This window comes from Anabaena sp. PCC 7108, assembly GCF_000332135.1.
In the GTDB taxonomy this organism is placed as follows: Bacteria; Cyanobacteriota; Cyanobacteriia; order Cyanobacteriales; family Nostocaceae; genus Anabaena.
The window spans coordinates 4,062,164-4,075,135 of record NZ_KB235896.1; the positions used below are offsets into that span (position 1 = coordinate 4,062,164).

At 38.5% G+C, this 12,972-nt stretch carries 11 protein-coding genes and 1 pseudogene; 8 read left to right on the forward strand and 4 right to left on the reverse strand.

The genetic code is table 11. The features are described from left to right. The first annotated feature begins 17 nt into the window (after positions 1-17). Together ANA7108_RS0119065 and ANA7108_RS0119070 are read left to right on the forward strand one after the other, a co-directional pair. A complete protein-coding gene (locus tag ANA7108_RS0119065) occupies positions 18-1,289 on the forward strand; it encodes a CCA tRNA nucleotidyltransferase (protein ID WP_016952414.1) in 1,272 nt (423 codons plus the stop codon). Positions 1,290-1,461: 172 nt separating this feature from the next. Beyond that, positions 1,462-1,755, forward strand: coding sequence for a hypothetical protein (locus ANA7108_RS0119070; RefSeq protein WP_016952415.1), 294 nt, complete (start codon positions 1,462-1,464; stop codon positions 1,753-1,755). A 193-nt stretch (positions 1,756-1,948) separates the two neighbouring features. Here ANA7108_RS0119070 and ANA7108_RS29050 read toward each other — a convergent pair. After that, positions 1,949-2,218: pseudogene (locus ANA7108_RS29050) on the reverse strand (Uma2 family endonuclease); the annotation flags it as partial. 276 nt (positions 2,219-2,494) lie between these two features. Between ANA7108_RS29050 and ANA7108_RS0119075 the strand changes: the two are divergent. Further along, complete coding sequence (locus ANA7108_RS0119075; RefSeq protein WP_016952416.1) at positions 2,495-3,661, forward strand: AAA family ATPase; 1,167 nt, start codon at positions 2,495-2,497, stop codon at positions 3,659-3,661. Between the two features lie 120 nt (positions 3,662-3,781). Here ANA7108_RS0119075 and bchH read toward each other — a convergent pair whose 3' ends face one another. Next, complete coding sequence (bchH, locus tag ANA7108_RS0119080; protein WP_016952417.1) at positions 3,782-7,516, reverse strand: magnesium chelatase subunit H; 3,735 nt, start codon at positions 7,514-7,516, stop codon at positions 3,782-3,784. A gap of 260 nt (positions 7,517-7,776) precedes the next feature. Between bchH and ANA7108_RS0119085 the strand changes: the two genes are divergently transcribed. From ANA7108_RS0119085 to ANA7108_RS31205, 5 genes are all read left to right on the forward strand, one after another. Further along, positions 7,777-8,718: an N-acetylmuramoyl-L-alanine amidase gene (locus ANA7108_RS0119085; RefSeq protein WP_016952418.1), complete on the forward strand. Its 942-nt coding sequence runs from the start codon at positions 7,777-7,779 to the stop codon at positions 8,716-8,718. A 481-nt stretch (positions 8,719-9,199) separates the two neighbouring features. After that, entirely contained in the window at positions 9,200-9,847 is a 648-nt protein-coding gene (locus ANA7108_RS0119090; RefSeq protein WP_016952419.1) for a hypothetical protein, read from the forward strand. A gap of 105 nt (positions 9,848-9,952) precedes the next feature. Continuing rightward, positions 9,953-10,342, forward strand: a complete 390-nt coding sequence (locus ANA7108_RS0119095; RefSeq protein ID WP_016952420.1) for a hypothetical protein — start codon at positions 9,953-9,955, stop codon at positions 10,340-10,342. A gap of 94 nt (positions 10,343-10,436) precedes the next feature. After that, entirely contained in the window at positions 10,437-11,069 is a 633-nt protein-coding gene (locus ANA7108_RS0119100; RefSeq protein WP_016952421.1) for a hypothetical protein, read from the forward strand. Positions 11,070-11,086: 17 nt separating this feature from the next. Then, positions 11,087-11,212, forward strand: coding sequence for a hypothetical protein (locus ANA7108_RS31205; protein WP_255344987.1), 126 nt, complete (start codon positions 11,087-11,089; stop codon positions 11,210-11,212). A 217-nt stretch (positions 11,213-11,429) separates the two neighbouring features. Here ANA7108_RS31205 and ANA7108_RS0119105 read toward each other — a convergent pair whose 3' ends face one another. Both ANA7108_RS0119105 and ANA7108_RS0119110 read right to left on the reverse strand, forming a co-directional pair. Further along, positions 11,430-12,422 carry a CHAD domain-containing protein gene (locus ANA7108_RS0119105; protein WP_016952422.1) on the reverse strand — a complete coding sequence of 331 codons (993 nt, stop codon included), beginning with the start codon at positions 12,420-12,422 and terminating at the stop codon, positions 11,430-11,432. Between the two features lie 133 nt (positions 12,423-12,555). Then, positions 12,556-12,960 (reverse strand): NIL domain-containing protein, encoded by a 405-nt coding sequence (locus ANA7108_RS0119110; protein WP_016952423.1) that lies wholly within the window; start codon positions 12,958-12,960, stop codon positions 12,556-12,558. Positions 12,961-12,972: the final 12 nt, after the last annotated feature.

Consider the following 12,972-nt stretch of genomic DNA (forward strand, 5'->3'; position numbering starts at 1 on the left):
GGTTGATTTTTATGACAATGAGTAACTCAGTTATTTCTCGTCTAGCTGCTGAAAATTGGCCTTTTAGCCTGGAATGGTTGCCAAAACCAGCTTACATGGTTGGTGGGGCGGTAAGAGATGCGATTTTGGGTAGAAGTCGGGAATATTTGGATTTAGATTTTATTATCCCATCGAACGCGGTAAAAGTAGCGAGTGCGATCGCTAAACATTATCAAGCGGGTTTTGTTTTATTGGACGCAGAAAGACAAATTGCCCGTGTGGTGTTTCCCCATGCTACGGCAGATTTTGCCCAACAGGAAGGAGATAGTTTAATCACGGATTTGCATAGAAGGGATTTTACAATAAATGCGATCGCTTATAATCCCCATACTCAAGAAATAATTGACCCTCTCCAAGGCTGTGCAGACATAGAAGCCGGTCTATTACGCATGATATCACCCAAAAATCTGCAAGATGATCCTTTGCGGTTAATGCGGGCTTATCGTCAAGCCGCCCAACTTAGTTTTACAATTGAACCAGCTACCCAAGCTACTATTCGCACCTTAGCAGCAGATATTAGTCAAGTTGCAGCCGAACGAGTGAGAGTAGAAATTGGTTATCTTTTAGGAAGTTCTCAGGGTACACCTTGGCTAAATGCTGCGTGGAAAGATGGTTTATTAGCTACTTTCTTTACCAACGCCACCCATAACGGCTTACTTAAATTAGCCGCAGTTGATAAAGCCGCAATTTTAATTTCTCAAAACTGGCCACAATTAGCGGAAGAATTGCAGCAATGCGTCCGAGATACAGTTAAAACCAACTGGTTAGGTATTGCTAAACTTGCTTGTCTGGTTCACCCAAATCCAAAAGTTGCAGAAATAGAACTACAAGAACTAACCTATAGCCGTGCAGAAATTCGGTCTGTAATTATCGCCCTGAGACTGTTCCCAAAGTTCAAAGTAGCTAATCTGTCCCTACGAGAACAGTATTTTTTGTTTCAGGACGTGGGGGTTGTATTTACGGCTACAACCACATTAGCCTTAGCAGATGATGTGCGAGTAGAGGCGATGTCTGGCGATAATCCGCTATGGGTCTATGCACCCTTAATCAACCGTTACCTGAACCCTGATGATCTGGTAGCTCACCCCTCACCATTAGTGAGTGGCAAAAAAGTGATTATAGCACTAAATGTTCCAGCTTCACCACTTGTGGGTAAAATATTGAGTGAAATCGCTGTAGCGCAAGCTGAGGGAACAGTTACGACCGTCGAAGAAGCAATAGAATTTGCAAGACAGTTTGTTGAGAATTAGTTTGTGTATTCTTAATTACCTTCTAGCTATAAGGTTCCTCCGCAATCACAACGTTATTATTGAGTGATATATCAAATATTTTATTAATTAATATCCAGTGTATTTACAGTTGTGCTAATCTTTGATATCAGCATACTATGTAGCGCAATAACTTTGCATTATCTAAGCTATTATGAAATCTATTCTAAAAACCTACGTAGAACAAGAAATATGGTTATTAATCAGAGATAAATGGTTTTTCGGAACAATTATCAGAGTTTCCGATGAATTGTTGTGGTTTAAACACAGAACTCACAATAAAGAGACAGAAGAAGATACTTTGTGGGAAAGGATTGTCAGAATCAGTGAAGTAGTTGCTATTGATAAAGTTATCTCGGTTATGAGTCGAAAACCGGATGTGTTTATGTCCCGGTTATTGGAAACCGAGAACAACACCAATAATCATCAACAAGAACATGACAAATAATTAGTTGATGGGAAAAATTCCATAATCTGAATTTGATCATTTTCCGGGTTAAACTGTTACTACTGGTTAATCAAATATTACCAGCTTTAAGAATTTGTATGGCTACGCTATCAGCAGTCAAATTCAATTCTGGAAAGCTGGATATACTATCAATTCAATTTTTTCAATGCACTACCTGAAAATCTTTTCCCTGCTATATAAAACTTACATCTTCATATAAATCATTCATATTTCCCTGAAAGTTAATACTTTGTAAATCAAAATATGATTCTGTATAAGATTGTAATACCCATAACCCTTGTTCATTAAGACGGAAACATTGTACTTTTGTTTTTTTGACATCAATTAGAACATATTCTTGTAAAGTATCTATATTTTGATAATCCGCAAATTTATCACCGCGATCAAATGCTTCTGTAGAATCAGATAATATTTCAATAATTAAACAGGGAAACTTTTTATAACCTATTTCACGTAGTATGCCGTTCGCGGTAGCGTGCCAGAGGCATCAGGGATAACCCAACAAATACATTTAGGTACATAAAAAATCGTACACAGCTTTATATTCTTACAAAAAATAATATCCTAAATTCGTTTAAAAACAAACTAACAGCTTAGTTGAGGGGTTTATTTATAGTAGTGATATGCACCCTAAATCGAAATTTTGATGATGAGATGGTAATTACTGAGACACTTTAGGGAAAAATAAGAGTGTGATCTATTGTGTATCAAGAATTTTATGGTTACTTTTGAGAGTGCAAGCGATTTTGAAAAAGTGGTCGCATTATTACTGACTCAGGCAGGATGGAAAATCACAATGCCTCCTGCTAATACGAAAGGATACGATATTGAAGCAGTTAAGGGTAGTGAAGTATTGGCAGTTCAAGTTAAAAACTATAAAACTTCTGTGAAAATACCCCAGTTAGAGAAATTTATTGATTTTCTTGAATTACCTATAGCTGCAAAATTTACTAAGGGTTTATTTGTGACATCAAGTGTATACTCCTCCCAAGCACTGACATACTTTGAACAAATCAATAATGATAAAATTAGACTTGCCGTTTTTAAGGAAGGAAATCTTACCTGGACAAGTCGAGATAAAGATGGAAATCTTATTTGGAGAGGAGTTGATGGACCCATTGAACCTCCCCCAGAAATAATACCTCCTACCAAAAAACTTACTTATTTTGGTGTATTTACCTGTAAAGGTGGTGTAGGAAAGACAACAGTTAGCGCCCATCTTGCAGGTGCATTTGCCCTCTCTGGTTATGATGTAGCATTAATTGATTTAGACCCACAACAAAACCTAACAACTTTGCTAGGTGAAGGGGTAAAACTATCCAATAAAAAAAATAGTCCAGGAAATACTGTCACTGTTTATAACGTTGATGAATGGGATGATGAAAATCCCCCTGATGATGTGAAAATGGTTATATGTGACTGTTCACCTGTTTTAGATAAGAATCCTCCAGAAATACTTAAGAAGTTATCTTATTGCATCATTCCGACAACACTTAACCCATTAGGTTTAAATAAAAATGGTCATGTCATACAAGAAACTTTGAAAGCAATTAGGAGTATTAATAAAGATGCTTATTTATTTGTATTAATCAATAATTATTTCCCTGATGAAAATAAAAGAAGTCAAGTGTTAAAATATCAATATCAGCTTTATTTTGATGAATTATCTCAACAAGATTCTCGTTTTAAATTTATTGACCCAGATCAAGTAGCTATACGTAATAGTAAACAATTATTTTATTGGGGATATCATATTTATGATGGAAGTCGGTCAGAATTAGCCTTTACACCCATTGGAGGTAGATGCTTACCTAAAGCTGATTTTCTCAATTTACTTGAATATCTAGAAGAACATTCTGATATTGAGAGTTTAAGAAATACGTAGTTTAAAGTTAAAAGGTGCGTTACGCTGTCGCTAACGCACCCTACCAATATTTAATTATCTTCTTTCTCTGTGTCCTCTGTGCCTCTGTGGTTCGTTACATCCAACCAAAATTTTAATTTCCTAAACCGTCACTCCTTCTAATTCCTCATCAGTTAGATCATATAATTTCCGCAATTTATCCAACTTATCTCCATCAGCTTGCCATAAACCGCGTCCCGATGCTTCTAACATTCTGCCGACAATATTTCTAAAAGCTTCAGGATTGGCTTTGCGTAATTTTTCCGCCATTTCTGGATCTAAAGCATAGGTATCTGCTGCTTGATCATAAACCCAATCATCTTGAAAATCAGCAGTACCACCCCAACCAATTAAAGCCGTCATGCGTTGAGAAATTTCAAAAGCACCACCAGAACCTTGATTAGCCATTGCGTCAGCCCATTTGGGATTTAATAACTTAGTTCTGTATTCCATTCGCAACAAATCATCTAAATTGCGGGGTGTGGTGTCTTTAGAGAAACTTTCGACAAAACTGGCTTGTACCTTCCTCCCACTTTGTTTTTCAGCGGCTTTTTTCAACCCGCCAGTATTGGCATAGTATTCCTGAATATCAGTTAAACCATATTCTACCGAATCTATTTCTTGGATGATGCGATCGCTAGTTTTTAATAAAGTCTGCAATATTTCCGGTCTAGCTTGTCCTTTATCATTTCTACCATAACTAAACACATTGCGACTTTCCCAAGTATTTCCCAACTCTTCCCCAGATTCCCAATTACCATCAACCACCCTATCATTAACCAAAGAACCAAAATCACCAGATGGATTAGAAAACAATCTCGCTGAAGAATTTTCCACACCTTGGGCTTTCAAAATCAAAGCGTGTTTTCTAATAAAATTCATTTCCTCCGGTTCATCAACTTCCGCAGCCCGTTGAAATAAATCATCTAACAATTCAATGATATTCACAAAACTATCACGGAAAATACCCGATAGATTTGCTAACACATCAATGCGTGGATGTCCAACATCAGATAAAGGCTTCAAATCATATCTAACAATTCTTCCAGTTCCCTCCTTCACAGGTTCAGCACCCACCAATTCCAAGAGAATTCCCAAAGATTCACCCTTAGTTTTAATAGCATCCAAACCCCATAATAAAACTGCTACAGTTTCAGGATATTTCTTATTTTCATCCAAAGACTGAGAAATAATTTTCTTAGCAATTTCCTTACCCCGTTCAAAAGCAGCAGGAGAAGGCATACGATAAGGATCTAAAGCATGAATATTCCTACCCGTAGGTAACACCCCCGCACCATCCCTTAACAAATCCCCACCAGGTGCAGGAGGAATAAACTCACCATTTAAACCCCTTAAAAGATTTGTTAACTCATCAGTAGACTGATTTAATAACCTTGTAATTTCCTTTCTTTCTTCTTCTCTTCCTTCTTCGCGCCCTTCGCGCCTTCGCGGTTCATTCTCTTCTCCAAAATAAGCATCCAAATAACCAGTTAACTCCTCCTGATTCGGTGCTTCACCTAAAGTATGTAAACCAGAAGAAAAAAGACGATTTTCCAGAACTTGCAAATACTCATACAACTTAACTAAATAATGATCAAAAGCATGACCACTAAACATCCGTACATTTTCCGGCGTAAAAGGAATACCCAACCTTTTCGCATCATCAAAAGGACAATCAGCATCCAAACCAGTATCAACAATCTTCTTACAAATCCCTTCCTTTAATAGATAATTTTTTTCTGGATCTTCCCGATATTCAGAAATCAAATCGCGTAAATTCACCAACTCCTTATACAATCCAGCGCGGCCATAGGGAGGGACATTGTGAGAAATTAACACCCCATAACCGCGACGTTTAGCTAAAATTGATTCCGAAGGATTATTTGCGGCATATATATATAAATTAGGGAGATTTCCTAACAGAATATCAGACCAGGAATAACCCGTATTTCCTAAAGGTGAACCTGGCAACCATTCAACAGTTCCGTGCATTCCGAAATGAACAACTGCATCAGCTTGAAAATCGTTTTGCAACCATTTATAATAAGCTGCATATTGAGGATGTGGAGTTAAATCTCTTTCAAACATTAATCGCATCGGATCACCTTGAATTCCCAAAGGTGGCTGTACACCTATCCACACATTTCCTAATTGCACACCACCAATATTAAACTCGTCTCCATAAGTTTTTATGCCGCTACCGGTGAGATATTTCCATTGTTTTTCAATGCGAGATGTTTGGAGATATCCTAACCATTTTTCTAAGGTTCTAGCATTAACGGTAGAACCCCCCCTAGCCCCCCCGTAAACGAGGGGGGATATGACTTCCTCCTTGTTTGTGGGTAGATTGGGGTTTTCATCTGCTTCTTTAATTTGGCGAATTAATTCTTCTCCATCTTCAGGAATATCACCAACTGTATAACCTTGTTCTTTTAGTGCATTTAGTAATTTAATTAAACTGCGAGGAACGTTTAATAAAGCAGCAGTTCCCACCGCCCCATAACCAGGGGGAAAACCATATAAAATAATGGCAATTTTCCGTGCGAAAATAGGTTTTTGGCGGAGAGAAACCCAGCTTTTAACTCTATTAGTTAATCGCTGCATTCGTTCAGGAACTAAATAAATTTGTTCACCTACTAAACCACCCAGGGGAATTGTATCAATAGCACCATCTAATTCTGGCAAAGAATACAATACAACACTTTGTAAACCGCCCACACCTTGCCTTGTCCAAGAATAAATATCTTGAATTAATAAAGGTGCAGCGACGATATAAGGGACATTTTTAGCTGTGAGAATGCGTTTAGCAACTTCTATTTGTCTTCCTGCTTCCATTGAACCAGCGGGTCCACCAACTAAGGGAAAACCGATAGTAGAAACTACAGCATCTACTTTTACCGCTTCTGAGGAAAGGGAAGGAGTTTCAATATTACCGAGTTGACGTTGTTGGGTTTCGTAGTCGCTTGTCATCCAATCTCTGACGGCTACGTGACCTTCTACACCGTTGATAAAGATGGGTAAGGGAGTTAACCCGGCTTTTTCAAAATAGCGTATCAGTTGGGGAATATAGGGCAGTTTGGTGATGACGTGTTTACGGTAAAGAAGAATTCCAATAACTGGGGAATTTTCTCTTCTCTGTTCCCTGTTCCCTGTTCCCTGTTCCCTTTTTTGATACCATTCTAAGTAGGCTTTAGGTGATGTGAAAAATCCTTGATAGTCAGGATGTAATAATCCCATGTTGGGGGTTTCGATGGGTGGAGGTATATCTCCGACTTTTAAATCTAAGTATTTTTCCGCAATTGTCCAAAATAGGGAAGCAACGTTTTCTGAACCGCCGGCGTTCCAGTAACCATAGATAATTAACCAGTTGCGAAGGTCTTGGACTTTTTGGACTGGTACGAATTTTAATAACTTTGGTCCGACTTTTAGGAAACTGATATAACCAGCGAGTTTGTCTTCTTCTTTACCGTTGCTGAATTTGTCAAGGATGAATTTAATGGGTTTGGGCATTCCTGCGGGTTTATCTCCAATGGAAAATGCTCCTATTTTTGTTAAACTCATCAATTCCAGTGCTGACTCGAAAATGAGACGAATAGGGATATTAGCGACACGTTTCCGCAACCACATCACTTGATCATAATCAAAAAGTAAGCTACCGAAGAATACATCTGCGTCCTGGAGTGCGGTTTCTACTTCGGCGCTATTGGTGGTAATATTGCGATCGCTAAATACTCGAATATCCAACTCTGGACACCGGGAATTAGCCAACTCAGCCGCTTTCCGGTATAAGTCCGCGTTAAACGATTCAAACCCAGCAATCAAGACAATCCGTTTCATTATGCTTTTGCTACGAAATGTTTCTTTATCCTGATCTTAAACATTGTTGAGGATTAATGGGGGAATATCTACCTAGAGATTATAATTAGCAAGTCTGTTTCCCCATTCTTAGAAGTTCTGAAATTTTGGATTTATAATATATTTGTAAAGTAGTTAATTTCTTCAATAAAATCCTCAATTGGCATGATTGGAAGTATAAATGTATCTTGAAAAATAGCAGCAGTTTAGAAATACTAGAAAAGTAAATTGAGGATACACCCATGAAATTTGGAATTGATATGGGGCATAATTGCCCTCCCGATACTGGAGCCAGCGGCATTAAATTTGAAGATAATTTAACTGTAGAGGTTGGTACTAAAGTTATAGCTAAGTTAAAAAGCTTAGGTCATGAAGCAATATCCTGTAACCCAAGTAGTGCTAGTACAGTAAGCCAATCTCTCGGCAGACGTTGTGATACTGCTAATAGAAATAAAGTTGATCTTTATGTTTCTATTCATTTTAATGCCTTTAATGGACAAGCTAATGGTACAGAAGTATTTGCTATTAGCAGTGCTGGCAAAAAAATTGCCCAAACTGTATTGGATGAAATAATTAGGTTAGGCTTCTTTAATCGCGGTGTCAAAAGTGGTTCCCACCTATATGTTCTCAGGAATACAAATATGGCGGCAATTCTCATAGAATGTTGCTTCATTGATTCCGCCAAAGATATGCAACTATATAACGGTGAAGCAATGGCCAGTGCGATCGTTAAAGGCTTAACTGGTAAAGTAGCATCTGCCCCTGTCAACACCATTAAAGATGACGAAGACAACACAGATACGAGTATTCTTAGACTACAAAAAGCCTTAAATCAACTCAAAATAACTGATAAAAATGGTAAGCCTTTGGATGAAGATAACTTAACAGGCCCAGCCACAGCCTCTGCTATCGAAAAATTTCAGAAGATTGCAGGAATTATCCCCACCGGAATGCCCAGCCCAACCACATGGGAAGCAATAAATCAAATATTATCCAAACGAGTTGTTCAAGGAAGCAAAGCTACCGGAGCAATTGTTAGATACTTACAATATCGTGTAGGTGCTGTATCTGATGGTATCTACGGACCACAGACACAAGGAGCAATTAAAAAATTTCAACAGCAAAATGGTTTAACTGCTGATGGAATTGTCGGAGCAATGACTTGGCAGAAATTAATAGGTTAGATTGAGGAACTGCTGGGGATTAGACATCTAGTGAAAAAGTAGAGACGTTCCATGTAACGTCTCTAAGTAGGTAGACAGAATTAAATGTCAGCTAAAATTTTGGTTGTAGTGAGCGATTTATCGCTTTCTTGCTAGGTTTGATAGGGTTAAATCCCTGACTACTAACTTTTCTTTTATTTAGTCTTACTACTTACAAGGGTTCAGAATTAAATGTCAGCTAAAATTTTGGTTGTAGTGAGCGATTTATCGCTTTCTTGCTAGGTTTGATAGGGCTAAAGCCCTTACTACTTACAAGGGTTCTAGGGTACGCATATTTCATTTCTAGAGATGTCTATTGGGGACTGGGAAAGAATTCTTACCAATTACCCAATCACCCAGCTAAAATTCTGAAAACAGAGTGCATAAACTAAAACTGGTCAACCTATAAGTCAGTGAAGGGGATGAAACCCCAGCAAAATAATCACATCTTAGGGGTATGACCATGAAATTCCGTCACTTCACTGGCTCTTTGTTAACAGCTACCGCACTACTAACTACAACATTACCCGCTTTCGCAGGTCCCTTTGAAATCAAGCCTGCTGGTATTTTTGCTCCAGCAACTAGCACTCCTGGAACATCCATAGGAAATGGAACTCCTAGCACCTCCTCTCCTAATAACCCAATTGGGACTACTGAAGTTCAAGGATTAGGAGATCATCAATCTTGGGTAGATCCCAAAACCCTCGCCAAAGACCCCCGCGCCCTATGTAGTGATGTGGGCTTGGGTAACAATACCCGCAATAGTTCCACTAAACTAGCCCTAGCAACCTCTACCAGCACTCGTTCCACTTCTGCTAGTAGTCATAATGATGGCGGTGGTGGGGGTGTCAGCTTCTTAGGTATTGGTGTTAACGGTAGTGGTTCCAGCCAAGGTAGTAAAAATAATAGTAACTCTGGGGACCAACGCAACAACCGCACAGAAGAAAATAGCAGCAGTTCCTCAACAGTAGCTCAAGGTAAGAATTGTGATGCTTTCGTTAACTCGGCCGCTGCTAGAGATATGAACTTTGAAGACAACCTCACCCGCCGTTATGAAATCAAATCTGGTCGTCGGGGACAGCAAGTAAATCAACTGCTAGAGGATAAATAAGCTAATTGATAATTGATAATTGGTAATTGGTAATTGGTAATTGGTGATGGGTGATTAGGAAAACTTTTCTCCTATCACCCTATTTAGCTTGAGGAAAAATTAACCATGAACAGATCAAATAGAGGGATAATTATTACCCTCAGTACAATCTTATTCTTATCTATCTCATCTTTTGTTAATGCTCAAACCCCTTCTCGGCACATTCGTGATTCGCAAATTCTCCCCTATTTGCTAGATCATCCTGATCAAAATTCATCGGTGCGAGTACGTTGTCTACCTACTCAGCAACAGGAACCAGACAGACGAAGACGGATGATTAGAGATAGTCTACTGCAACCAAATCCTCACACTATCACCATTGAAATAGAAGGGAATTGTCGAGGTGTAAGAATAATTACCCCAGAAACTACAGATTTTTTAAATCCCTCTGACTTTAACGACGACTGGTTAATTCGTGAAGGTTCTGGTTGGAATTGGTTGCTACATAATCGTTAATTTATCTCCTGACTGCATAAACTCATAAACCCAAACCTATTGATTGAGTGCAGGGTTAAAACCTCAAATCCACTCACACCACAGCAAAACGGTTATGAAAACACAAATACTTTTGAGTCTTGCTTGTTCTTTATCTCTGTTGAGTTCTCTCACAGTTCCAGCTAATGCTCAACCAGTTCCCTCCCAACCCCCAGTAGTCAGTCAAGAGCTTACTATTCCCCAGGATACTGCAATTATTGTCTCCTTTCCTGCACCTGTAACTGTAGATGTAGGACAAAAAAAGGATTATCCGCTCACAGTTCCTTTATCTAGTGCAATTAAAGATAGTCAAGGTAATGTGATTGCACCAGAAAATACACCTGTTACTATTGTTCTCAAACCTGCTGAGGGAGGTGCTAAAATTGTGGCGCAGTCGTTGGTTATTAATGGGCGCATTGTTGCTATTAAAGCATCTAGTCAAGTAATTCCTGGTACTACGATTACCCACAAACGAGCTAATGATAAAGCTGTGGAAAATGGCTCTATTTGGGGAAGAATTGGTGGTAGTACTTTAGGCTTTTTAGGACAAGGTGATCCTGAGAAATTTGATCGAGGGGCAATGCTAGGAAGCGCGGTCGGATTGGTTTCTGGTTTACGTTCTGCTGAAAATACTCGCATTGTCCAAATTTCTCAAAGCAGTGTTTATGTGTTATCTCTTGATGCTCCAATTATTGTTTCTGCTCCTTAATCAAGTTTATAAGGAAAATGCTGCAAACAGTAGAGGAATTTTCTAGTAGAGAACGGTGGAATCAACTCAGCGACCCAGATATAGAAAATATTGCCACATCCTATTGCCACATCCTTAGCACCCCTCCCCAACGGACTAAGTAGGTGGGCATTAAAAATTGTCGTTGGGGTAAGGCAGGGAGCAGGGGGCTTTCTAGCAGGGGGAAAGAGGGTTTCAGCCCTATTTACTTTTCTTCACATACCTTTAAATTTTTCTGTTTACCTACTTACCGACAGAAAACGAACTCGCTAAACGGTTTGATTTACTCTGTTTTAAAATCCAATTAGCAATCCTCAAACATTAAATTCTACCCTGTCCATGTTATGGCAACTCTAAATCTTTTACTGACAATGGTTGCAGAATTGTTAAATGAAAGTTATAGCTAGTTTCAGCTTTTAGATATCGCTCTTTTAATGGTTGCCATTGCTGCCATAATTGGTAACGATTTGCTGCTAATAATGTAGTTAAGCCTCGTAGTTGACTGTTGAGTTCTGATTTGAAGATATTCGCCAGCCATTCATTTAAAACCATGCTATCTTGCAACATACCCAAACTTTCTTGGATATGTTTGACATCTATAATATTAGCTGCGAAAGATTCACTATATAACTCAGTAAATAACTCCATTTGATAGCGAATACGTTTGGCTTGTTTCCGCAAACTATGTAGAATTTCACCTTCAGTTTTTAGATGTTGTTCTAGTTGTTCCGGTGTCCAGTTAGCTTGAACTATAACTTTTGAGTCTACCACTTCAGTACCAACAAGCCAACCAGGATGTAAGAAAAATCTACTCACTTCTGGTAATAATAAATCTGGTAGCACTTGCTGAATTGGCAAAGATGCTAATGGTTGATAACTAGGTTTTTTTAACCAATCTTGAGAGTCTTTTTTTAAATCTTTGTAAGATTCATCTTTGAATGTTTTATGAATATGAGAAAGTGCAGTTTTTCTCTGTTTATCTAAAGTAGATAAGGCTATTTGTAATACTTCTTGTTCTTTGTGAAGCAAATGTGGTTTGTAATTGTTTTCTAGGATATCTTTTAGCACATCTAAGTCTCGAAGCTTGCCCAAAATACAGGCAATTTTACCAATATTTTTGTCGCTGATTGACTTAGGTAAATTTAAAGATAGCCCAAACCTACTAACGGCTGTGCGGAGACGACGCATTCCTACACGCATTTGGTGTAGTGCTTCTGGATCTTCATCCTTATTAACTGATTTTTCCCACTTTACGGTTTTGTTAAAGTGTTTTTCAATTGCTTGGTATGCACAGTCTCCTAGAGTTTTGATTGTTGAGGTTGTGTCTAGATTCATAATTAATTACAGACTATAGGAATAATATTTGATTTTGGCAATATATATCAGCATATCAGGTGAGCAATGCCCTGCAAATTCTTGCTACAATCTACAAAACTTAAAAAATTGCGATTAGGAGACTGGAGCAGTTTTAAAGATTAGTAGAAATAGCTTGTACAGGGCAGGTGGGTATACATTGCTCACAAACAATGCAGCGCGATCGCGTAAAGGTGAGTTTATAAGTTTCTGGCTTCAGGGATAGGGCTTCAGTTGGACAAACCCCAGTACACAAACCACAGTCAACACAGACATCTTCATCTATCACAATTTCACCTAAATTATGGGAAACACTGATGTTTTGCGATCGCATCCAATCAATTGCTGCATCTAACTGATCGATATCTCCTAATAGTTCTACTACCAGTTTACCAATTTGATTGGGGGCAACTTGAGCGCGGATAATATTAGCAGCAACGTTAAAATCTTTTGCTAGTCGATAGGTGACTGGCATTTGAATAGCACGTTTAGGAAAGGTAAGGGTGACACGTTTTTTCATAAATAGAAAAAT